Raw genomic sequence first — 20,679 nt, 5'->3', positions numbered from 1 at the left:
GCTTCTCCGGCCCGCCGGGCCTACCGTGGTGCCATGACCGACGACGCGCAGAACTCCCCCGACGCCGGCGACCCCGGGGACGCCGCCTCGGAGCCGATCGACCCGCAGCACACGGCGATCCGGCCGGACGAGCCGCAGCCGCCGGCGGGCGCGATCGACGACGGCGACGGCCCCGCCGAGACCGAGCCGGTCCGTGCCCAGGCGCCGCCGCCTCCGCCGCCCGCGACCACGCAGGCCGACGTGGGGACCGACGAGCAGGGCCGGTCCGCCGTGCTGACCGAGGAGCCGCGGACCGCGGCCTGGATCGGCGGCGGCGACGCCGGCCCGCCGGCGCACGCGGCCGGCGCCGACGAGCCCGACTCCCCGCACCGCGCGACCAAGGCCGGGATCACCGCCGCCATCGTCGCCATCGGCACCGGCCTGCTCGGCGCGGCCGTGGTGATCGGCTCGATCCGCAGTCGTGACGAGGCCGACCTCGACTGGTCCAACTACGGCGTCGCGGTCGGCGCCACCGCCGTGCTGCTCGTCATCGCGATCCTCGGCTCGCTGGCGGCGCGCCGCTCCGGCGGCCGCGCCCGCGAGGAGGTGATCACCTGGCCCGGCACGGTCGGCATCCTGGCGACCGCGCTGGTGATCGGTGTCGGCGTCGACGACGACGGCTCGTGGCTGGCCTACGTCATCGGCGGCACCATGGCGGTGCTCGCGGCGATCGGCTACGTCGCCGCGCGCCGCGCCGCGTTCGTGGTGGTCGGGATCCTGGGCCTCGCCCTGGTCTACATGGTCGCCTTCGAGGACTTCGTCGCCGACAGCCTCGGCGAGGGGCACCCCGAGGTCACCGGTGCGGTGCTCATCGCGGTCTTCGTCGTGGTCATCACCCTGCTCGGCTGGGCGCTCCCGAGCCGTGCGGTCACCGGGGTCGTCGTCGGCGCGGTCGGTCTGGCGGGGTTGACCGGGATCCTGGCGGTGTTCCTGGTGTCCCGCTTCTTCTTCGGCTTCCTGTTCGGGATGCCCGAGCTCACCTCGCTCGACGAGGGGTCCCCGGACGACTTCGGTCCGGGGAGCATGGAGGCCGGGTTCCACGAGGGCGACGTCTGGTGGCTGCTGGTCATCGCTGCTCTGCTCGTCGTCCTCTGGGCGGCGGCCGCGTCGATCACCAACCACTCCGGCTTCACCATCCTCGCCATCGCCGCCCCGGCGATCCTGGTCCCGTTGGCGTCGTTCGCGCTGGCGGCCGAGCACCCGACCTGGTGGGCGGCGATCCTGGCAGCGGCCGGTGGTGTGCTGCTGCTCGGGGCGTGGTTCGTGGCGCGGCTGCGGGAACGTCGTACCGCCTCGGAACTCACTGTCTGAGGTAGGCGTTAACGTCCCCATGTGAGCTTCGTTCCCGTCACCGGCCCGGCGACCTTCCGGGCCGGTGACCCGGCACTGATCGAGTTCACCGACGCGGTGCCGGCCGTGCGCACGGTCGCGTTGCCGGTCCGCGCGGCGCTGCCGGTGCTCAGCCGGGCGCACACCGCGGACGGCACCCACCCGAGCGTCGCGCTGCTCAGCGGCGCCGCCCTGCTCGGCCTGCGCCTGGTCGCCGCCGGCAAGGTCGCGCCCGTGCCGGACGGGCCGGCCGGGTGGCGGGTGGACGGCCTCGACGAGCGCGACCACGACGCCGTACGACGCCTGGCGACCGCCCGCGCCCACGACGACCTCGACCCCGATGCCGCGGTCCGGCTGGTCCGCCAGGTCCTCGACGCCGTCGCGGACGCGATGCCGCGGGCGGCCCCGGCGCTCCGGGCCCGGCCGGCGGAGGCGAGGCAGGCCAGGGAGCCGGGGTCCTCGGAGGACTTCGCCGAGCGGGTGCGCCGACGGCTGGCGGAGCGGACGGCGCGTGAGGAGGCGACCGCCCGGGCCCGCCGCCGCGACGAGCTGCCCGAGCTGGTGCGGATCTCGCTGCGGGTGGAGGCCGACGAGGAGGAGCTGGTCGCGGGCTCGGTCCGGGTGGTGCTCCAGGTCCACGACGAGCGCGACCCGCTGCACGTGTGCGACGCGGCCGTGCTGTGGACGGCGGGCGAGGAGGAGCACGGCTTCGGTGGCCGGGCCCGCATCCACGCGAGCATCGCGCTGCGCGCCGCGGCCGACGTGTGGCCGGCGCTGGACCGGTTCCTCGCGCTCTCGGTGCCGGACCAGCTCACCCTCGACGGCGAGGAGATCTCCGCGCTGCTGGACCGGGTGGGCGCGCTGCGGGCGGCGGGTGTCGACGTGCACTGGCCGCGCGCCCTCGGCCCGGAGCTGACCACCCGCGCGGTGCTCGGCACGCAGCGGGAGAAGGGCCCGAGGGGCACCGAGCTGCCGCTGCAGGACAGCCCGTTCTCGGCGGAGGGGCTGTTCTCCTTCTCCTGGCAGGTCGCGCTGCACGGCGAGCCGCTGACCGAGGAGGAGATGACCGAGCTCGCCCAGGCGGCGAGCCCGGTCATCAAGCTGCGCGGTGCCTGGACCGTGGTCGACCCGACGACCGCGCAGCGCGCCCGCAAGCGGCTGATCCGCAAGGCCACCGGTGCCCAGGCCCTGGCCGCCGCGCTGACCGGGGTGACCGAGCTGCCGGCCCCGGCGGACGAGGAGCCGGAGACCGCGCAGGTGGTCGTGGGCGCCAGCCTGCTGAAGGTCCGCGAGCAGGTGCTGTCCGCCGCCACCCGCGACCCGCTGCCGGAGCCCCCCGGTCTTGCCGCCAGCCTGCGCGACTACCAGCGGCACGGGCTCACCTGGCTCGCCGACCTCACCGGGCTCGGCCTCGGCGCCTGCCTCGCCGACGACATGGGGCTCGGCAAGACGATCACCCTCATCGCGCTGCACCTGCACCGGGCTGCGGCCGCGCCGACGCTCGTGGTCTGCCCGGCGAGCCTGCTCGGCAACTGGGAGAGCGAGATCCAGCGGTTCGCGCCCGGCGTGCCGGTCCGCCGCTTCCACGGTGGGTCGCGCTCCCTCGACGACCTCGGCGCGGGGTTCGTGCTGACGACCTACGGCACCCTGCGCCGTGACGCGGCCACCCTCGCCGCCGTCTCGTGGGACCTGGTCGTGGCCGACGAGGCGCAGCACGTCAAGAACTCCCGTACGTCGACCGCGCGCGCCCTGCGCCAGCTGCCCAACAACGCGCGGGTGGCGCTGACCGGCACGCCGGTCGAGAACGACCTCACCGAGCTGTGGTCGATCCTCGACTGGTGCGTGCCGGGCCTGCTCGGCAGCAGGCTGGCGTTCCGGCGGGTGTGGGCGGCGCCGATCGAGTCCGGTGCGGAGCCGACCAAGGCGCGCCAGTTCGCGGACCTGATCGGGCCCTTCCTGCTGCGCCGCCGCAAGTCCGACCCCGGCATCGCGCCGGAGCTGCCGCCGAAGACCGAGACCGACCACCTGCTCGGGCTGACCCGCGAGCAGGTGGTGCTCTACGAGGCGTTCGTGAAGGACTCCATGGAGCGCATCGAGCGCTCCGACCCGGACGCCCGCCGCGGCCTGGTGCTGGCGCTGCTCACCGGCCTCAAGCAGATCTGCAACCACCCGGCCCAGTTCCTCAAGCAGTCCGGGGCGGTGCGCCTCACCGGCCGCTCGGAGAAGCTGGAGCTGCTCGACGAGCTGGTCGCCACCGTGCTGGCCGAGGACGGCGCGGTCCTCGTCTTCACCCAGTACGTCGCGATGGCCCGCCTGGTCGAGCAGCACCTGGCCGCCGCCGGCGTCCCGCACCAGTTCCTCCACGGCGGCACGCCGGTGCGCGAGCGCGAGGCGATGGTCCGGCGATTCCAGGCCGAGGACGACGCGGCGGTGCCGGTCTTCCTGCTCTCGCTCAAGGCCGGCGGCACGGGGCTGAACCTCACCCGGGCCGACCACGTCATCCACCTCGACCGCTGGTGGAACCCCGCGGTCGAGGAGCAGGCGACCGACCGCGCCTACCGGATCGGCCAGACCCGACCGGTCCAGGTGCACCGGATGGTCACCCGCGGCACCATCGAGGAGCGGGTCGCGCAGCTGCTCGACCGCAAGCGCCAGCTCGCCGACGCGGTGCTCGCCCGCGGCGACGCCGCGCTGACCGAGCTGAGCAACGAGGAGCTGCGCGACCTGGTCACCCTGCGCCGCGCGGCCCGGGAGAGCGCGGCGGTGGACGACTGATGCGCACCACCTTCACCCGCCGCACCTCCCCGCCGCGCGGGGTGCGCTCCTGGTGGGGCAAGGCATGGCTGCGGGCGGTCGAGGAGGCGACCTACTCCGAGGCCGAGCTGCGCCCCGGCCGTGCCGCCGCCCGGCGCGGCGACGTCGGCGGGATCACCGTCGACGGGGGCTCGCTGGTGGCCGCCGTGCGGGACGGGGAGGACGCGTGGACGGTCGAGGTCGCCGTACCGGAGCTGGACGAGGCGGCCCGCGACGGCTTCGTCGAGGCGGTCGCGGCCGAGTCCGGCCGGATCGCGGAGCTGCTCGCGGGCAACCTGCCGCACGACCTCGTCGAGCACGCCGAGGAGCTCGGTGTCGAGCTGCTGCCCTACGGCGGCGAGCTGGCCGCCACCTGCACCTGCCCCCACTACCTGGATCCCTGTGCGCACGCGGTCGCGGTGCTGATCCAGGCCGGCTGGCTGGTCGACGCCGATCCGCTGGTGCTGCTGGCGATCCGCGGCCTGGACCGTGAGCAGCTGCTGGCCGCGCTGCACGCGCGTGCGGCGGGCGACCCCGCGCCGGGCGAGCCGCGGGTCGGCGACCTGGCCGACGACGTCGAGCTCGCCGTGGACGCGGCCGTCCGGGCCCGCGCGATGATCGCCGCGTTCGAGTCGGAGGTCAGCGCAGAGAGCTGAGGTGCTCGTCCAGCGCCCGTACGACGGCCCGCCGCTGCCGCGGGTCCCGCATCGCGTGCAGGGCCAGCCCGTCGACGAGCGCGTGCAGGGTCGTGGTCGCCCGCCGGAGGTCGAGGTCCGCGCGCACCAAGCCCGCGTCGCGGAGCACGGTCAGCGCCTCGAGGCAGAGCCCCCGGATGGCGTCGTGGGCGGCGCCGGCCAGCTCGGCCAGCCGCTCGTGCGCGGGGCTCTCGGCCATGAGCGCGAGGTGCACCCGCATCTCGACCCGGCGCTCGTCGTCGAGCGGCATCACCTCGTGCAGCGCGGCGCGGGCGCGACGCCACGGGTCCCGCACCCCCGCGTGCCGCCCGACCCGGGCTGCCGCCCGCTCGTGGGCGAGCTCCATGGCGAACGCGAGCAGCGCATCCTTCGTCGGGAAGCTGTGCCGCAGCGAGCCGAGCACCAGCTCGGCCTCCGCCGCGACGGTCCGCAGCGACACGGCGCCGACCCCCTCGCGCAGCACGATCCGCCACACGGCCTCGCCGATCCGCTGCCGGCGCTCCTCGTGGTCGATGGTCCGCGGCACGAGGTGACGTTAGCACGACTGTGCTACGTTTGCTCGTTGTTAGCACGTTCGCGCTAGAACCTCGGGACACCTGATGCTGGACTTCCTCTCCGACAACCCGGTCGCCGGGTTCATCGTCGCCTGCGAGATCGGCCTGTGGGTGCTGCTCGGCGCCGGCCTCACGCTGCGCTACCTGCTCCGCTGGAGGCTGGCCAGCACCCTCACCCTCGCGGCGATCCCGCTGCTCGACGTGCTGCTCGTCGGTGCGGTCGCCGTCGACCTGCACCGTGGCGCCGAGGCCGGCGGGACGCACACCCTGGCGGGGATCTACCTCGGCTTCTCGGTCGCCTTCGGTCCCGCGCTGGTGCGGTGGGCCGACGTCCGCTTCGCCCACCGCTTCGCCGGCGGCCCGCCGCCGGTCAAGCCGCCGAAGCACGGCCCGGAGAGGCTCGCGGCCCTGTGGCGCGAGTGGTTCCGGGTGGTCAACGCCGCGACCATCGCCTCCGTCGTGCTGATCGGCCTGGTGCTGCTCGTCGCCGATCCCGCCCAGGACGAGGTGCTGCTGGCCGGCCTGGGACGGCCGTGGGTGGTCGTCGGCCTCTGGCTGCTGTTCGGGCCGGTGTGGGAGCTGCCCAGCTCCCGTCAGGACAGCGAGGAGAAGGCCAGCGCGCGCAGCTCGTCCTGATAGGCGGCGTACGCCGAGCGCATCGCCGCCGCGGGCCAGTCGTCCGGCAGCAGCGCGGCCGGGAGCAGGGGATCTCCCGCGAGGTGGCGGACCACGTGCGCGGCGACCGCCAGGCGGAGCGCGGGCTCGCCTGTGCTCGACAGCCGCTCGAGCAGGGCGGTGCCCTCGCGCGCCCAGGCCGGCAGGTCCCACAGGCTGGCGGCGAGGGCTGCCGGGTCCTCGTCGGGCGTGGCGAGGAACGTGCTGAGGACCGCGTCGCCGGCGTACGCCCGCGGGCGGCGCAGGTTGGCCGGCCGGGTCCACACGCCCTCCCGCGCCTCCGCCAGCCGGTACGACGCCAGCCGCTCCCGCAGGGCCGCGCGCTCCGGCCCGGGTCGCCCGCTGACGGTCACCACCGCCAGCTCCCAGGTGCCGTCCCACGGGGTCTCGGCGTCGAGCACGGCCTCGTCCTGGCGGCGCTGCCGCCGCGCGAGCCGCTCGCCGAGCGCGTACGCGCCTTGCCCGGAGCCCGCCGACGGGTCGCGGCGCAGGTCGCCGGCCGCGACGGCGCGGGTCAGCGCGACCCGGCTGGTGGCCGCCGGGATGCCGAAGTGCTCGCCGGCGCGGACCAGGTCGGCCGCGCTCATCCGGTCCGGGTGGGAGCCGAGCAGCAGGCTGAGCATGACCGAGCGCGCCGGGAGCGGGGCGAGGTCGGCGGGCACCCGCCCAGCCTCCCACGCTACAGATCTCGACACAACTGTTAGCGAACCTGTAACGTCACTGGCATGAGCGAACCGGCACCCTGGCGTCGTCCCACGCACGAGGGCGCGGACTCGCCGTACCGGGACGCGGGCGAGGTCGCGCCCGCGCCGTCGTACCGGACGCTGACCTACGAGGTCGACGGCCGGGTCGCGCGGCTGACCTTCGACCGGCCCGAGCAGGGCAACTCGATCACCCCGGACACTCCCGCCGAGCTGGCCGACGCCGTCGAGCGCGCCGACCTCGACCCGCGCGTGCACGTGATCGTGCTGAGCGGGCGCGGCAAGGGCTTCTGCGGCGGCTACGACCTCGCGGCGTCCGCGGAGGGCCTCATGGAGGGGGGTCTCGACAGGCTCGACCACAGGGTGGGCCCGGTCCCGCGCGAGGGCACCGTGCTCGACGCGAGCGTGCAGATGCACAACCACGACCCGGCCGGCACCTGGGACCCGATGGTCGACTACGCGATGATGAGCCGCTTCACCCGCGGCTTCGCCAGCCTGCTGCACGCGAACAAGCCCACCGTGGCGAGCATCCACGGCTTCTGCGTCGCGGGCGGCACCGACATCGCGCTGCACTGCGACCAGATCGTGATCGCCGCCGACGCCAAGATCGGCTACCCGCCCACGCGGGTCTGGGGCGTGCCCTCCGCCGGCCTGTGGGCGCACCGGCTCGGCGACCAGCGCGCCAAGCGCCTGCTGCTCACCGGCGACACCCTCACCGGCCGCGAGGCCGCGGAGTGGGGGCTGGCGATCGAGGCGCCGGAGCCCGAGCGGCTCGCCGAGCGCACCGAGGCACTGGTCCGGCGGATCGCCGCGATGCCGCTCAACCAGCTGATCATGACCAAGCTCGCGCTGAACTCCGCGCTGCTCGCCCAGGGCGTGCAGAACAGCCAGATGATCTCCACCGTCTTCGACGGCATCTCCCGCCACACGCGCGAGGGCTACGCCTTCCAGCAGCGCGCCGCCGAGGCCGGCTTCCGCCAGGCCGTGCGCGAGCGCGACGGGGCGCCGTACGACGACGCCGGACCCGCCACCAGCAACGTCACCGACAGGGGATGAGCACGATGACCACCCACGAGATCTTCAACCAGGTGCCGCCGCTCGTCGGCCACGACACCTCCGCCGACCCCGCCCTGCTCGACGGCATCGAGCGCGAGGGCGCCGGCTGGGCGCTGCCCGAGATCCGCGAGGTCGGCCGGCTCGCCGGCACCGCCGAGGCGATCGAGTGGGGCCGGCTCGCCGAGCGCGTGCCCCCGCGGCTGCTGACCCACGACCGCTACGGGCGGCGCATCGACGAGGTGGAGTACGTCCCGGCGTACCACCAGCTCATGGAGACCGCCGTCTCCCACGGCATCCACGCCGCGCCCTGGGCCGACGACCGGCCCGGCGCGCACGTCGCCCGCGCGGCCAAGTTCTACTCCTGGAACGTCGACGCGGGGCACGGCTGCCCGATCTCGATGACCTACGCCGTCGTACCGGCGCTGCGGGCCAACCCCGAGCTGGCCGCGCGCTTCGAGCCGCTGCTCACCAACCGCGTCTACGACTTCGGGCTGCGTGACCCGGAGACCAAGCAGGGCCTGATCGCGGGCATGTCGATGACGGAGAAGCAGGGCGGCTCCGACGTACGCGCGAACACCACGGCGGCGACCCCGCAGCCCGACGGGACCTACCGGATCGTCGGCCACAAGTGGTTCACCTCGGCGCCGATGTCGGACATGTTCCTGACCCTCGCCCAGGCGCCGGGCGGGCTCTCGTGCTTCCTGCTGCCGCGGGTGCTGCCGGGCGGCGAGGCCAACCCGATCCGCTTCCTGCGGCTCAAGGACAAGCTCGGCAACAAGTCCAACGCGTCGTCGGAGATCGAGTACGACGACGCCGTCGGCTGGCTCGTCGGCGAGGAGGGCAAGGGCGTCAAGACCATCGTGGAGATGGTCAACATGACCCGGCTGGACTGCGTCATCGGCTCCGCCGCGGGGATGCGCTCCGCCCTGGTCCAGGCCGCCCACCACGCCCGCCACCGCTCCGCCTTCGGCAAGCTGCTGATCGACCAGCCGCTCATGCGCAACGTGCTCGCCGACCTCGCCGTCGAGTCCGAGGCCGCCACCACCGCGATGATGCGCCTCGCCGGCGCCAACGACCGCGCCGTGCACGGCGACGCCGGTGAGGCGGCGCTGCGGCGGCTCGCCCTGGCCGCCACCAAGTACTACGTCTGCAAGCGCGGCCCGGTCCTCGCCAACGAGGCCCTCGAGTGCCTCGGCGGCAACGGCTACATCGAGGACTTCGACCTCGCCCGCATCTACCGCGAGCTGCCGCTGCTCTCGATCTGGGAGGGCTCCGGCAACGTCGCCGCCCTCGACGCCCTGCGCGCGATCGGCCGCGAGCCCGAGTCCCTGGACGCCTTCTTCGCCGAGGCCGACCTCGCCCTCGGCGCCGATGCCCGGTACGACGACGCGGTCACCGCGCTCAAGAAGGAGCTCACCGACTTCGACGACATCGAGCTGCGCGCCCGCCGCCTGGTCGAGCAGATCGCCGTCGTCTTCCAGGCCGGCCTGCTGCTCCGCCACGCCCCCACCGCCGTCGCCGACGCCTTCTGCGCGACCCGGCTCGCGCGGGACTGGGGCAGCGCGTTCGGCACGCTGCCCGCGGGGCTGGACCTGGCACCGGTCCTGGAGCGCACCGCGCCCGGCTTCTGAGGCTCCTGTCCGGTACGACGGGATCAGGAGCCCGGCGCGGAGACCCCCAGGGCAGCGAGCGCCATGGACCCGAGCAGCTCCCGCAGCCGCGCGTCCGGGATCCCGTGCCCGGCACGCGGGGTGGAGTTGAGCAGGCCGAAGGCGGCCTGGGCGGTGGCGTGCGCCCCCGCCTTGTCCAACCCGGGATCGAGGGCGCGGAGCTGGTCGGCCCACAGGCCGACGTAGGAGCGCTGGAGGCGTCGTACCTGCGCCCGGGCGTCCTCGGGCAGGGACTCCCAGTCCCGGTCCTGTACGACGATCAGGGGCCGGTGCGCGAGCGCGAACTCCACGTGCCACTCGACCAGCCCGCGCAGTGCGGAGGCGGGGTCACCGGGCGCGGCGTCGACCCGCTCGCGGCCGACGGCGAGCAGGCGCTCGCTGATCGAGGTGAGCATCTCGGCGAGCATGGCGTGCTTGGAGGGGAAGTGCTTGTAGAGCGCGGGACCGGAGATGCCGCAGGCCGCGCCCAGCTCGGCGACGGAGACGCCGTGGAAGCCGCGGGCGGCGAACAGGTCGGCCGCGGTGGCCAGGATCTGCTCACGGCGGGTCGCGGTCATCCCCGAAGGTTAGCGGTCGTTCACCCGCACTGCTCGTCGATGTAGTCGTCCAGCGTGCGGCCCTGGGGCGGGGACTTCTCGACCGCGGCGTTGAAGTCGGCCACCGAGGTGCTCTCCTGGACGAGCAGCTCGACGTGCACCAGCTCGGCCGCGCCGGCCTCCGGCAGGTCGTCGGGGACGCCGAGCGCGTCGAGGGCCTCGAAGGAGGACAGGATCCGGTCCCAGTGGTCCTTGTTGCCGGGCTCGGCCTCGTCGATCGCGTCGTCGATCTCGCCGACGACCGCGCAGAAGCGGGTGATGTCGGCGCCGCGGGGGTAGGTCTCGTTCTCGACCTCGCCGGCCCCCGGGGACTCCGCCGACGCCTCGGAGGAGGCGCCCGCCGAGGGCTTGCCGGAGGACGTGTCGTCTCCGTCGTCGCACCCGGCGGCGAGCACGGTGAGGCTGAGGACGGCGGCCACGGCGAGGGAGCGCTTCACGCGCAGCAGCCTAGGCCTTTACAGCCCAGGTTAATGATCGTTAACCTAGCGACGTGTCCGAGACTCCGAGCACCGAGCCCAGCCTGCGCGAGCTCAGCGCCGACCTGCGCGAGCGCCTCGCCCGGGTCCGCCAGGGCGGCAGCGAGGCCGCCCGCACCAAGCACACCGACCGCGGCAAGCTGCTCCCGCGCGAGCGCGTCGACCGGCTGCTCGACCCGGGGAGCCCGTTCCTCGAGGTGGCCCCGCTGGCGGCGTACGGCATGTACGGCAAGGCCCCCGGCGACGACTACGCCGTCCCGTCGGCCGGCGTCGTCGCCGGCATCGGCCGCATCCAGGGCCGTAACGCCCTGGTCATCGCCAACGACGCGACGGTCAAGGGCGGCACCTACTACCCGCTGACCGTCAAGAAGCACCTGCGCGCGCAGACCATCGCCGCGGAGAACAACCTGCCCTGCGTCTACCTCGTCGACTCCGGCGGCGCCTTCCTGCCGATGCAGGACGAGGTCTTCCCCGACCGCGAGCACTTCGGCCGGATCTTCTTCAACCAGGCGAACATGTCCGCGCGCGGCATCCCCCAGCTCGCCGCCGTGATGGGCTCCTGCACCGCCGGCGGCGCCTACGTGCCGGCGATGTCGGACGAGACCGTGATCGTCAAGGAGCAGGGCACGATCTTCCTCGGCGGCCCGCCGCTGGTGAAGGCGGCCACCGGTGAGGTCGTCAGCGCCGAGGACCTCGGCGGCGGCGACGTGCACGCGCGCAGGTCGGGCGTCGTGGACCACCTCGCCGACGACGACGCCCACGCGTTGCGGATCCTGCGCGGCATCGTCGACACGCTGCCGGTCTCGACAGGCTCGACCAGCGGGGCAGGCTCGACCAGCGGGGCAGGCTCGACCAGCGGGGCAGGCTCGACCAGCGGGGCAGGCTCGACCAGCGGGGCGGTGGTCGAGGAGCCGCTGGAGGACCCCGAGACGATCTACGACGTCGTGCCGTCGAGCACCCGCACGCCGTACGACGTCCGCGAGGTGATCCGGCGCCTGGTGGACGGCAGCCGGCTGCAGGAGTTCAAGCAGCTCTACGGCGAGACGCTCGTCTGCGGGTTCGCCCGCATCCACGGCCACCAGGTCGGGATCGTCGCCAACAACGGCATCCTGTTCAGCGAGTCGGCGCTCAAGGGCGCCCACTTCGTCGAGCTCTGCAACCAGCGCGGCATCCCGCTGCTCTTCCTGCAGAACATCACCGGCTTCATGGTGGGCCGCGAGTACGAGAACCGTGGCATCGCCCGTGACGGCGCCAAGCTGGTCACCGCGGTGGCGTGCTCGGTCGTGCCGAAGCTGACCGTCGTGATCGGCGGCTCCTTCGGGGCGGGCAACTACGGCATGTGCGGTCGGGCCTACGACCCGCGCTTCCTGTGGATGTGGCCCAACGCGCGGATCTCGGTGATGGGCGGCGACCAGGCGGCGAACGTGCTCGCGACCGTCGCCGGACGCGAGGACGACGAGGAGTTCAAGGACCCGATCCGCGAGCAGTACGAGACCCAGGGCTCGCCCTACTACGCCTCCGCGCGGCTGTGGGACGACGGCGTGATCGACCCCGCCGACACCCGCCGGATCCTGGGCATGGCGCTCGAGGTCACCACGGCCGTGCCCACGCCCGATCCCAACTACGGCATCTTCCGGATGTGAGGCACCGATGATCACCACCGTCCTCGTCGCCAACCGGGGCGAGATCGCCCGCCGCGTGTTCCGCACCTGCCGTGCCCTCGGCATCCGCACGGTCGCCGTGCACACCGACCTCGACGCCGACGCGCTGCACGTGCGCGACGCCGACGAGGCGCTGCTCGTGCCGAGCTACCTCGACGCCGAGGCGGTGCTGGCGGCCGCCCGCGAGGCCGGCGCCGACGCGATCCACCCCGGCTACGGCTTCCTGTCGGAGAACGCCGCCTTCGCGCGCGCCGTCACCGACGCCGGCATCGCCTGGGTCGGCCCCAGCCCCACCGTGATCGAGCAGATGGGGCGCAAGGACGCAGCCCGCGACCTCGCCGTCGCGGCGGGAGTGCCGGTCGTGCCGTCGTACGGGCTGGAGGAGGACCCGGCGGGCTTCGCCTACCCGGTGCTCGTCAAGGCCGCGGCCGGTGGCGGCGGCAAGGGCATGCGCGTCGTGCGCTCGGCCGCCGACCTGCCCGAGGGGATCGCCGCCGCGAAGCGGGAGGCGGCCACCGCCTTCGGCGACGACACCGTCCTGATCGAGAAGTACGTCGAGCGCGGGCGCCACATCGAGGTCCAGGTGCTTGGCGACAGCCACGGCCACGTCGTCCACCTCGGCACCCGCGAGTGCTCGGTGCAGCGCCGTCACCAGAAGGTGCTGGAGGAGGCGCCCGCCCCTGCGCTCGACGCCGGGCTGCGCGAGCGGATCCACGCCTCGGCCGTCGCGCTGTCCGCGTCCGTCGGCTACGAGAACGCCGGCACCATCGAGTACCTCCTCGACGCGAGCACCGGAGACTTCTACTTCCTGGAGATGAACACCCGCCTCCAGGTCGAGCACCCGGTCACCGAGATCCACAGCGGCACCGACCTGGTCGCCCTCCAGCTCGCCGTCGCGGCGGGTGAGCCGTTGCCCTTCGACCAGGCGGGGCTGCGCTTCTACGACCACGCCATCGAGGCGCGGATCTACGCCGAGGACGCGTTCGGCGGCTTCCTGCCGCAGGCCGGCCGAGCCACCACGGTGCACTGGCCGGCGGCGGCACGCGTCGACCACGCCCTGGAGAGCGGGCAGGTGGTCAGCACGTCGTACGACCCGATGCTCGGCAAGGTCATCGTCGCCGGCCGCGACCGCGAGGCCGCCCGCCGCGCGCTGGTCGAGGCGCTCGACGACACCGCGATCCTCGGGCTGACGACCAACACCGGCTTCCTGCGGGTGCTCGCGGCGGGCACCGAGTTCGCCGAGCCGGGTGGGATCGACACCGCGTGGCTGGACCGCAACGAGGTCCCCGCGCCGGATCCCGCGCCGGCCCGGGCGATCGCGGCCCGGCTGTGGCTGGACGCGCACACCGCGCCGGCCGGCCCGTTCGCCGGTGACGGCTTCCGGATGGGCGCCGCCCCGGTCGCCCCGGTCGTCGAGCTGGACGAGCCGGCCACCCCGGCCCGCCGGGTGCCGGCCGGCACCGTCGCGCGGGTCACCCCGCACCAGGTCGAGCTGGCCCACCACGGCCAGCGCCACGTCTTCACCCGGCCCGACGCGAGCGCCGACCACGGTGCGGCCGCCGGTGACGGCACGATCGTCGCGCCGATGCCCGGCACCGTGCTCGACGTCCGGGTCGCCGCCGGTGACCAGGTGAGCGAGGGGCAGGTGCTCGGCGTGGTCGAGGCGATGAAGATGGAGCTCGCCCTCAAGGCGCCGTACGACGGTCAGGTCGCCTCGGTCGGCGCGAGCACCGGTCAGCAGGTGGCCCTCGGCGCGGTGCTGTTCGTGGTCGAGGCGGAGGGGGAGAGCGCATGAGCGGGCTGCCGATGGTGGTCCCCGAGCCCGGTCTGCCGGGCCGGGTGACGATCTACGAGGTCGGCCCGCGCGACGGCCTGCAGAACGAGAAGACCGCCGTGCCGACGGCGACCAAGGCGGCCTTCGTCCAGCGGTTGCTGGCCGCCGGGCTGCCGGTCGTGGAGGCGACCAGCTTCGTGCACCCGCGGTGGGTGCCCCAGCTCGCCGACGCCGCCGAGCTGATGTCCGGCCTCACCGCCGCGCTGGGCGACGCCGCCCGCGAGCTGCCGGTGCTGGTGCCCAACGAGCGCGGCCTGGACCGCGCGATCGAGCTCGGCCTGCGCCACGTCGCGGTGTTCGCCTCGGCGACCGAGACCTTTGCGGAGAAGAACCTCAACCGCACGCTGGACACCCAGTTCGAGATGTTCGCCCCGACGATCAGCCGGGCGCGGGAGCAGGGCATGGACGTGCGCGGCTACGTCTCGATGTGCTTCGGCGACCCCTGGGAGGGCGCCGTCCCGGTCGAGCAGGTCGTCACCGTCGGGACCCGGCTGCTCGACCTCGGTGTCGGCCAGCTCAGCCTCGGCGACACCATCGGCGTCGCCACCGCCGGCCACGTGCGGGAGCTCGTCGGGGCCTTCGCCGCGGCGGGCGTGCCGGCCGACCGGCTCGCGCTGCACTTCCACGACACCTACGGCCAGGCGCTCACCAACGTGCACGCGGGCCTCCAGGCCGGTGTGACGACGTACGACGCCTCGGCCGGCGGCCTCGGTGGCTGCCCCTACGCCGAGAGCGCGACCGGCAACCTCGCGACCGAGGACCTGGTCTGGTTCCTCACCGGGCTCGGCATCGAGCACGGTGTCGACCTCGGCGCCGTCGTCGCCACCAGCGCCTGGATGGCCGGCGAGCTCGGCCGGCCCAGCCCCTCGGCGGTGGTGAGGGCCCTCACGCCCAGCGTTTCCTGAGGACCAGCCGGCCGGGTGGGTGGATCCCCCCTCTACCGTTGACGCATGAGTGGTCGACGACGCGCCTGGGGGTGGGCGGCCGCGTTGCGGGAGGGCTCCACGACGCGATGGCAGGACTGGCCGTCCGACGGTACGGCGGAGGCCGAGCCGTTCGCCGGTGACCTTCCCGGCGCGCAGCAGCTCGGCCTGCTGCGCCGCCTGAACGCCGCCGCCGAGAGCGCTGGCAGGCGTGTGCCGCTCGCCGCCGCCGACCGGGTGCTCGCCGCGGGGGTCTCCGGGCGCGGGCGCGGTGAGCTGCCGGTGCTCGGCGCGAGCGACGAGCCGGAACGCTTCGGGCCCCGGCCGGTCGACCCGGACGCGCTGCCCGACGACGAGCTGCTGCGGGTGGCCGCCGGGCTGGTCGCCGACGACGTGGCCGCGACCGCGGGCGAGCCCGCGCCGGAGCGGACCCTGCTGGAGCGGGCCCGGTCGGCCCGCCGGCCGTGGGTGCGTGCCTTCGTCGTGGTCGGTGTGCAGTGGCGCGCCGAGTACGTCCGTGACGGCCTGGTCGCCCAGGGGCACCGTCCGGGCGGGCGCCGCCCGTCGGCGTACCTGCTCGCCGACGACCTCGCCACCGTCCTCGCCGACGCCTGGACCGCGCGGGCCTTCGACCAGGGCGGCCCCGGCTGGACCGAGTTCCTGGGCAACTCCGCGAGCTTCGGCCACCTGCCGCCGCGCGCCGACCTGCCGCGGATGGCGCGCTCGGCGACCCACAAGTTCGGTGCCGGCAAGGTCACCGTCGTCCTCGACCCGGACGCGCTGGCCGCCGAGCTCGGCACCCGCGCCCTCGTCGAGCCGCCCCGGCTGGGCGTGCACGCCATCGACCTGGTCCGCCGGGTCGGCGAGCCGCTGGGGCTGCTGGTCGACCAGGACGCCCGGCCGGGCCTGCTGCGCGCCACCCTCGGCCGGCGGCTCGACGGCCAGGGCGGGCCGGCCCCGACGATCCCGCGGCGCTGGGAGAGCTGGCTGAGCACGCAGGCCGAGCGCACCCGGCACGACCTCGCCGCCGCTGGCTACCCTGTCCTCGGCGATCTCGACCGGCTGGTGCCGGGCCCGCTGCCCGCGGAGCCCGTCGTCCCGGTCGACGCCGAGGTGCTGGCACTCGCGCTCGGGCTGCTCCTCGACCCGGTGACGGCGACGACGAAGGAGGATCCGCCGCGATGAGCTCGCGCGTCCTGCTCCACGTGGGCACCCCGAAGACCGGAACGTCGTACCTCCAGGACGTGCTGTTCCAGAACCGGTCCCGGCTGCTCAAGCAGGGCGTGAGCTATCCGGCGGAGCGCTTCGACGAGCACTTCCTCGCCGCGCTCGACCTGATGCGGCTGCGCTGGGGCGGGCTGGAGCGCGAGGCCGTCGGAGCCTGGGACCGGCTCGCCGAGCGGGTCCGCGAGCACGACGGCACCTCGATCATCAGCCACGAGATCCTGGCGACCGCCTCGCGCACGCAGGTCCAGCGCGCGCTCGCCTCGCTCGGCCACGAGCCGGGCGGCACGGGTGGGACCGAGGTGCACCTGATCGTCTCCGTGCGCGACCTGGTGCGGCAGATCCCCGCGGAGTGGCAGGAGAACGTCAAGCACCGCGCGACCTTCTCCTACGCCCAGTTCCTGGAGCGGATCCGTGACCCCGAGCGCGACAACCGGGTCGGCGCGTGGTTCTGGGGCGTGCAGGAGATCCCCGACATCCTGGCTCGCTGGGGCGCGACGATCCCGCCGGAGCGGGTGCACATCGTCACCGTGCCGCGCCCGGGCGGGCCGCGCGAGGAGCTGTGGCAGCGCTTCAGCACCGCCTTCGACCTGCACGACCTCGACCTGGAGCTCGGCACGGAGCGGGCCAACCCGAGCCTCGGCGTACCGGAGTCGGCGCTGCTGCGCCGGATCAACAAGGCCGCCACCCGCGACCTGCCGCCGGTGCACTACCGCCCCCTGGTGCGCGAGCTGCTCGCCCACCAGACCCTGTCGAAGCGCACCAGGTCGCCGCGGCTGAGCCTGCCGCCGAGCGAGTACCCCTGGATCTCCGAGGTCACCGAGTCCTGGATCGACGAGCTCACCCAGCGTGGGTACGACGTGGTGGGGGACCTCGCCGACCTCCGCGGCGACGCGCCGGCCGGCGAGCAGTGGGCGGACCCCGACAAGCCTGCCGAGCGACAGGTCGCCCAGGCCTCCCTGGAGGCGATCCGGGCGCTCCTCGTCGAGGCCGCGGACCGGCAGGCCGAGGCCGACCGGCTGCGGGTCAAGCTCGAGGAGGCCCGGCGCGAGCTGATCCGGGCCCGCACGCCCCGGCTGATGCGCACCATGGAGTGGACCGTGCAGCAGCTGGAGACGAGCGGCCCGGGGCGCCGGGCGCTCGGGGTCTACCGCAAGGCGCGGGGCAGGAGCTCCTTGTCGGCGTAGCGGCCGACCTTCCAGGTGCTCCAGCCGTCGGCCACCAGGCCGACCGCGCCGCCGACGACGGGGACCCGCTTGCCGACGGTGATCGCGAGCCGCTTGCCGATGACCCGGCCGATCAGCTCGTTGGCCAGCACCGTGGAGATGGTCTGGTCCAGCGCCGGGTCGTGCTGGGGCGCGGTCGCCACGGCCATCGGCGGCGCGGGGAGCTGGTGCTTCTTGACCATCTTCACGACCGTGTCCTCGCCGAGGATCGTCTCCAGGATCGCGTTGCGCACCCGCGGGTCCTCGAGGTCGTAGCCGCGCAGGTGCGCGATGCCGGCCACCATCCGGCTCTGGATGAGCGCGAGGCCGGCGATGTTGGCGGGTGCCACCACGGCCGCCGTGACCAGGCCGCCGAGGTTGGTGGCGAAGCCCTCGACGCCGGCGTACGCGACGTGGTTCTGGATGACCTCGCGCACCGCCTTGTCGACGTTGCCGTGCTGCTCGCGCAGCTGGGCCTCGGCCGCCTCGGCGGCCGGCGGCAGCGGGCCCACGCCGGTGATCGCGCGGCGCAGGGCCTCGCGCACGAACGACTGGGTGAGCCCGGGGGCGAGCTGGGTGACCTTGGGAGCGAGCTGGCGGGCCGCCTCGACGGCGAGGCCCTTCCGCAGACGGGAAGCCATGGCGTCCATCGTAGGCAACCGTAGGCTGGGTCCGATGACACCGACCGTGAGGACCTCCATGCGCTCCATCACCCGCCCGCTCGCCACCCTCGCCGCCAGCACGCTGCTGGCGCTCTCGCTCGCCGCCTGCGGCGACGGAGGCGACGACAAGGCGAACGACGACAAGAGCCCGAGCGAGTCCACGAGCTCCTCGCCCACCACCGATGCCAGCGCGTCGAGCGAGGTGTCCTCCGAGAGCAGTGTCTCCGCGAGCAGTGGCGCCTCGCTCAGCCCGGCGCCCGGTGCCGAGGACCTGTGCGCCGCGGTCACCGACATCATCAAGGTGGTCGGCAAGGTCAAGGGCCCGAAGGTCACCCAGGCGGAGTGGAAGGACATCCAGGACGCCTACGGCTCCCTGGAGGACGTCGACCTCCCCGGCGCGACTGCCGACCAGAAGGACGGGCGCGACGTCGTCGTCGACGCCATCACCTCGATGAGCTACCAGGACGCGCTCAAGGCGTTCTCCGGCGAGAGCAACGGCCAGATCCCGGGCGTCTCCGCCGCCGACACCACCAAGGCCGAGGGCTTCTTCACCTGGGCCGGCCAGAAGTGCCCCACCGCCGCCGGCCCCGCCGCGACCGCCAGCGCCCCGGAGGCCTCGGTCTCCGCCCAGTGAGCCGGCCGCCCGTCGAGCCGCCGCCGACGCCCTGGGTCCTGCCCGGCCGGGAGGAGCTGGCGGCGCTCCCGGCGGGTGAGCAGCTCGACGGGCCCGACCCCGACGGGTACGACGTCAGCGACCTCGTCGCCGTCGGCGCCGACCTCGAGCCGGGCACCCTGCTGGCGGCGTACCGGGCGGGGCTGTTCCCGATGCCTGAGGGCCGCTCGGTCGGCTGGTGGTGCCCCGCCCACCGCGGGGTGCTGCACCTCGACGAGCTGCGGGTGTCCCGCTCCCTGCGCCGCTCGGCCGGCCGGTTCGAGGTGCGGGTGGACACCGCCTTCGCCGAGGTGCTGGCCGGCTGCGCGGACCCGCGCCGCCCGCACGGCTGGATCGACCGGCGCATCGCCCGCGCCTACACCGAGCTGCACCGGCTGGGCTGGGCGCACTCGGTGGAGACCTGGCGCGAGGGCCGGCTGGTCGGAGGCCTGTACGGCGTCGCGATCGGTGGCCTGTTCGCGGGGGAGTCGATGTTCCACACCGAGACCGACGCCTCGAAGGTGGCCCTGCTCGGTCTGGTCGAGGGCCTGCGCGCCGACGGTGCCTCGCGCCTGGTCGACGTGCAGTGGGCCACCCCGCACCTGCGCAGCCTGGGCGTGCGCGCGATCCCCCGGGCGACGTACGTCGAGGGGCTGGCGGAGCTGCTCGAGGTGCCCCGTTCCCGGATGTGGGACGTCTGAGGACCGAGACACGGTCCTCGCGCTCCGGCCACCGGACGGCCACCCGGAGTTTCCCGGACCTGTGAATAGTCTGAACGTGACGGGGAAAGGTCGACCTGGCTGGCGCCTGCTCGGCGCCTCGTCCGCGAGGCACACGCGTGTCCCGTACCTCCCAGGAAAGGACCCCTCCATGACTCCGATCAAGCGCCCGCTGGCCGCCGTCGGCGCCGCCGCCCTGCTCGCTCTCTCGCTGACCGCCTGCGGTGGCAGCTCGCCGACCGACGCCTCGGAGGACGACTTCTGCGCGAGCCTCAAGGACACCGTCTCCGCGGCGACCTCGGTCAAGGGCGACGAGCCGACCGAGGACGAGTGGAAGGACATCCAGAAGGCCTACCAGGACCTCGGCGACACCGGCACGCCGAAGGGCATCGGCGACGACGAGCGCAACGGCTTCGAGGTCATCACCGACGCCATCGGCGACCTCGACTACGACGAGGCGAAGAAGTCGTTCGGCGACAAGGACGGCTCCAGCGACGTCCCCGGCGTCTCGAAGGACGACCAGAAGGACGCCGAGAAGTTCTTCACCTACGCCGGCGAGACCTGCCAGGACGCGCTCGGCGGCGGCTCGGACGAGAGCTCGGACGAGAGCTCCGACAGCTCCGACAGCTCCGGCAGCTCCGACGAGGGCTCGGAGTCCAGCTCGGAGTCCACCGACATGCCGACGCTGCCCACCGACATGCCGACGGGCCTGCCCTCCGACTTCCCGACGGAGATCCCGACGGACCCCTCGGAGCTGCAGAGCCTGCTCGAGAGCTACACCGCCAACGCCGGCTGACCCACCGCCTCCGGCGCGCGACCGCCCCCGCTCACCTCGGTGGGCGGGGGCGTCTCGCTGTCGTGCCTCAGACCACGGTGGGCGGCTGGTCGCCGTCGGCGACCATCGGGCGTCCCGCCCGCTCCCAGCCCATCATCCCGTCGACGAGGTTGACCACGTCGTACCCCTGCTGGGCGAGGTAGGCCGCCGCCCGCGCGGAGCGTCCGCCCGCCTTGCACACCACCAGCGTCTGCGGCGCCTCGAGCTCCACGAACTCGCCGAGCCGGGCCGGCAGCTCCATCAGCGGGATGTGCACCGCGCCCTGGATCCGGCCCGCCGCCCACTCCTCGTCCTCGCGCACGTCGAGGACCACCAGGCCCTGGGGCAGCGGGTCGGGGACGTTGTCGATCTCGATGGAGGGGATCATGCGGCCACTCTAG

General features: G+C 74.3%; 20 protein-coding genes. 14 read left to right on the top strand and 6 right to left on the bottom strand.

The window, feature by feature from the left end:
* Nucleotides 1-33: 33 nt before the first annotated feature.
* From MRBLML1_RS03870 to MRBLML1_RS03860, 3 genes are read left to right on the top strand one after another with little or no spacing between them, the layout of a single operon-like run.
* Nucleotides 34-1,350 carry a hypothetical protein gene (locus MRBLML1_RS03870; protein ID WP_364511649.1) on the top strand — a complete coding sequence of 439 codons (1,317 nt, stop codon included), beginning with the start codon at nucleotides 34-36 and terminating at the stop codon, nucleotides 1,348-1,350.
* A 21-nt stretch (nucleotides 1,351-1,371) separates the two neighbouring features.
* Nucleotides 1,372-4,143 carry a DEAD/DEAH box helicase gene (locus MRBLML1_RS03865; RefSeq protein WP_364511646.1) on the top strand — a complete coding sequence of 924 codons (2,772 nt, stop codon included), beginning with the start codon at nucleotides 1,372-1,374 and terminating at the stop codon, nucleotides 4,141-4,143.
* The gene (locus MRBLML1_RS03860) at nucleotides 4,143-4,817 is read left to right on the top strand and encodes an SWIM zinc finger family protein (RefSeq protein ID WP_364511643.1); all 675 of its coding nucleotides are present in this window, start codon (nucleotides 4,143-4,145) and stop codon (nucleotides 4,815-4,817) included. Before MRBLML1_RS03865 ends, MRBLML1_RS03860 begins: the two co-directional genes overlap by 1 nt.
* Here MRBLML1_RS03860 and MRBLML1_RS03855 read toward each other — a convergent pair.
* The gene (locus MRBLML1_RS03855) at nucleotides 4,801-5,382 is read right to left on the bottom strand and encodes a TetR/AcrR family transcriptional regulator (RefSeq protein ID WP_364511640.1); all 582 of its coding nucleotides are present in this window, start codon (nucleotides 5,380-5,382) and stop codon (nucleotides 4,801-4,803) included. The two genes, MRBLML1_RS03860 and MRBLML1_RS03855, sit on opposite strands and share 17 nt — an antisense overlap.
* A 73-nt stretch (nucleotides 5,383-5,455) precedes the next feature.
* Between MRBLML1_RS03855 and MRBLML1_RS03850 the strand changes: the two genes are divergently transcribed.
* Nucleotides 5,456-6,046 carry a hypothetical protein gene (locus tag MRBLML1_RS03850; protein ID WP_364511637.1) on the top strand — a complete coding sequence of 197 codons (591 nt, stop codon included), beginning with the start codon at nucleotides 5,456-5,458 and terminating at the stop codon, nucleotides 6,044-6,046.
* On the opposite strand, the gene MRBLML1_RS03845 is transcribed toward MRBLML1_RS03850, so the two are convergent.
* Entirely contained in the window at nucleotides 6,004-6,747 is a 744-nt protein-coding gene (locus MRBLML1_RS03845) for a PaaX family transcriptional regulator C-terminal domain-containing protein (RefSeq protein ID WP_364511635.1), read from the bottom strand. The genes MRBLML1_RS03850 and MRBLML1_RS03845 overlap by 43 nt on opposite strands.
* 63 nt (nucleotides 6,748-6,810) lie before the next feature.
* On the opposite strand from MRBLML1_RS03845, the gene MRBLML1_RS03840 reads away from it, so the two are divergent.
* On the top strand, nucleotides 6,811-7,842 hold the full coding sequence (locus MRBLML1_RS03840; protein ID WP_364511633.1) for a crotonase/enoyl-CoA hydratase family protein: 1,032 nt from the start codon (nucleotides 6,811-6,813) through the stop codon (nucleotides 7,840-7,842).
* Nucleotides 7,839-9,473 (top strand): acyl-CoA dehydrogenase family protein, encoded by a 1,635-nt coding sequence (locus MRBLML1_RS03835; protein WP_364511629.1) that lies wholly within the window; start codon nucleotides 7,839-7,841, stop codon nucleotides 9,471-9,473. The genes MRBLML1_RS03840 and MRBLML1_RS03835 overlap by 4 nt, the downstream gene beginning before the upstream one ends.
* 23 nt (nucleotides 9,474-9,496) lie before the next feature.
* Here the strand turns inward: MRBLML1_RS03835 and MRBLML1_RS03830 are convergent, their stop codons facing one another.
* Complete coding sequence (locus MRBLML1_RS03830) at nucleotides 9,497-10,069, bottom strand: TetR/AcrR family transcriptional regulator (protein ID WP_364511627.1); 573 nt, start codon at nucleotides 10,067-10,069, stop codon at nucleotides 9,497-9,499.
* Between the two features lie 20 nt (nucleotides 10,070-10,089).
* On the bottom strand, nucleotides 10,090-10,545 hold the full coding sequence (locus MRBLML1_RS03825) for a hypothetical protein (RefSeq protein WP_364511625.1): 456 nt from the start codon (nucleotides 10,543-10,545) through the stop codon (nucleotides 10,090-10,092).
* Nucleotides 10,546-10,598: 53 nt separating this feature from the next.
* Here MRBLML1_RS03825 and MRBLML1_RS03820 point away from each other — a divergent pair, with 53 nt between their 5' ends.
* From MRBLML1_RS03820 to MRBLML1_RS03800, 5 genes are read left to right on the top strand one after another with little or no spacing between them, the layout of a single operon-like run.
* Nucleotides 10,599-12,227: a carboxyl transferase domain-containing protein gene (locus MRBLML1_RS03820; protein WP_364511623.1), complete on the top strand. Its 1,629-nt coding sequence runs from the start codon at nucleotides 10,599-10,601 to the stop codon at nucleotides 12,225-12,227.
* Nucleotides 12,228-12,234: 7 nt separating this feature from the next.
* A complete protein-coding gene (locus MRBLML1_RS03815; protein WP_364511618.1) occupies nucleotides 12,235-14,040 on the top strand; it encodes an acetyl/propionyl/methylcrotonyl-CoA carboxylase subunit alpha in 1,806 nt (601 codons plus the stop codon).
* Nucleotides 14,037-14,984, top strand: coding sequence for a hydroxymethylglutaryl-CoA lyase (locus MRBLML1_RS03810; protein ID WP_364511615.1), 948 nt, complete (start codon nucleotides 14,037-14,039; stop codon nucleotides 14,982-14,984). The genes MRBLML1_RS03815 and MRBLML1_RS03810 overlap by 4 nt, the downstream gene beginning before the upstream one ends.
* A 45-nt stretch (nucleotides 14,985-15,029) precedes the next feature.
* Nucleotides 15,030-16,187, top strand: a complete 1,158-nt coding sequence (locus MRBLML1_RS03805; protein WP_364511612.1) for a hypothetical protein — start codon at nucleotides 15,030-15,032, stop codon at nucleotides 16,185-16,187.
* A complete protein-coding gene (locus tag MRBLML1_RS03800) occupies nucleotides 16,184-17,413 on the top strand; it encodes a hypothetical protein (protein ID WP_364511610.1) in 1,230 nt (409 codons plus the stop codon). The genes MRBLML1_RS03805 and MRBLML1_RS03800 overlap by 4 nt, the downstream gene beginning before the upstream one ends.
* Here the strand turns inward: MRBLML1_RS03800 and MRBLML1_RS03795 are convergent.
* Nucleotides 17,374-18,072 carry an EcsC family protein gene (locus MRBLML1_RS03795; protein WP_364511607.1) on the bottom strand — a complete coding sequence of 233 codons (699 nt, stop codon included), beginning with the start codon at nucleotides 18,070-18,072 and terminating at the stop codon, nucleotides 17,374-17,376. The genes MRBLML1_RS03800 and MRBLML1_RS03795 overlap by 40 nt on opposite strands.
* A gap of 34 nt (nucleotides 18,073-18,106) precedes the next feature.
* On the opposite strand from MRBLML1_RS03795, the gene MRBLML1_RS03790 reads away from it, so the two are divergent.
* The 3 genes from MRBLML1_RS03790 (at nucleotide 18,107) to MRBLML1_RS03780 (ending at nucleotide 20,260) form a co-directional block, all read left to right on the top strand.
* Nucleotides 18,107-18,727, top strand: coding sequence for a hypothetical protein (locus MRBLML1_RS03790; RefSeq protein ID WP_364511603.1), 621 nt, complete (start codon nucleotides 18,107-18,109; stop codon nucleotides 18,725-18,727).
* Nucleotides 18,724-19,446, top strand: coding sequence for a leucyl/phenylalanyl-tRNA--protein transferase (aat, locus tag MRBLML1_RS03785; protein ID WP_364511600.1), 723 nt, complete (start codon nucleotides 18,724-18,726; stop codon nucleotides 19,444-19,446). Before MRBLML1_RS03790 ends, aat begins: the two co-directional genes overlap by 4 nt.
* 169 nt (nucleotides 19,447-19,615) lie before the next feature.
* Nucleotides 19,616-20,260, top strand: a complete 645-nt coding sequence (locus MRBLML1_RS03780) for a hypothetical protein (protein WP_364511597.1) — start codon at nucleotides 19,616-19,618, stop codon at nucleotides 20,258-20,260.
* 67 nt (nucleotides 20,261-20,327) lie between these two features.
* Here MRBLML1_RS03780 and MRBLML1_RS03775 read toward each other — a convergent pair whose 3' ends face one another.
* Nucleotides 20,328-20,666 (bottom strand): rhodanese-like domain-containing protein, encoded by a 339-nt coding sequence (locus MRBLML1_RS03775; protein WP_364511594.1) that lies wholly within the window; start codon nucleotides 20,664-20,666, stop codon nucleotides 20,328-20,330.
* Between the last annotated feature and the right edge of the window lie 13 nt (nucleotides 20,667-20,679).

This window comes from Nocardioides sp. LML1-1-1.1 (assembly GCF_040676175.1).
GTDB lineage: Bacteria > Actinomycetota > Actinomycetes > Propionibacteriales > Nocardioidaceae > Nocardioides.
The sequence above is the reverse complement of the archived record's forward strand: the minus strand, read 5'-3'. Positions and strand labels throughout refer to the sequence as shown.

What these genes read in the sequence shown, in the direction of transcription:
- MRBLML1_RS03775 (WP_364511594.1), bottom strand. Translation starts at nt 20,666, where the DNA reads ATGATCCCCTCCATCGAGATCGACAACGTCCCCGACCCGCTGCCCCAG.
- MRBLML1_RS03815 (WP_364511618.1), top strand. Translation starts at nt 12,235, where the DNA reads ATGATCACCACCGTCCTCGTCGCCAACCGGGGCGAGATCGCCCGCCGC.
- MRBLML1_RS03810 (WP_364511615.1), top strand. Translation starts at nt 14,037, where the DNA reads ATGAGCGGGCTGCCGATGGTGGTCCCCGAGCCCGGTCTGCCGGGCCGG.
- MRBLML1_RS03850 (WP_364511637.1), top strand. Translation starts at nt 5,456, where the DNA reads ATGCTGGACTTCCTCTCCGACAACCCGGTCGCCGGGTTCATCGTCGCC.
- MRBLML1_RS03870 (WP_364511649.1), top strand. Translation starts at nt 34, where the DNA reads ATGACCGACGACGCGCAGAACTCCCCCGACGCCGGCGACCCCGGGGAC.
- MRBLML1_RS03800 (WP_364511610.1), top strand. Translation starts at nt 16,184, where the DNA reads ATGAGCTCGCGCGTCCTGCTCCACGTGGGCACCCCGAAGACCGGAACG.
- MRBLML1_RS03860 (WP_364511643.1), top strand. Translation starts at nt 4,143, where the DNA reads ATGCGCACCACCTTCACCCGCCGCACCTCCCCGCCGCGCGGGGTGCGC.
- MRBLML1_RS03805 (WP_364511612.1), top strand. Translation starts at nt 15,030, where the DNA reads ATGAGTGGTCGACGACGCGCCTGGGGGTGGGCGGCCGCGTTGCGGGAG.
- MRBLML1_RS03830 (WP_364511627.1), bottom strand. Translation starts at nt 10,069, where the DNA reads ATGACCGCGACCCGCCGTGAGCAGATCCTGGCCACCGCGGCCGACCTG.
- MRBLML1_RS03790 (WP_364511603.1), top strand. Translation starts at nt 18,107, where the DNA reads ATGACACCGACCGTGAGGACCTCCATGCGCTCCATCACCCGCCCGCTC.
- MRBLML1_RS03835 (WP_364511629.1), top strand. Translation starts at nt 7,839, where the DNA reads ATGAGCACGATGACCACCCACGAGATCTTCAACCAGGTGCCGCCGCTC.
- MRBLML1_RS03780 (WP_364511597.1), top strand. Translation starts at nt 19,616, where the DNA reads ATGACTCCGATCAAGCGCCCGCTGGCCGCCGTCGGCGCCGCCGCCCTG.
- MRBLML1_RS03840 (WP_364511633.1), top strand. Translation starts at nt 6,811, where the DNA reads ATGAGCGAACCGGCACCCTGGCGTCGTCCCACGCACGAGGGCGCGGAC.
- MRBLML1_RS03795 (WP_364511607.1), bottom strand. Translation starts at nt 18,072, where the DNA reads ATGGCTTCCCGTCTGCGGAAGGGCCTCGCCGTCGAGGCGGCCCGCCAG.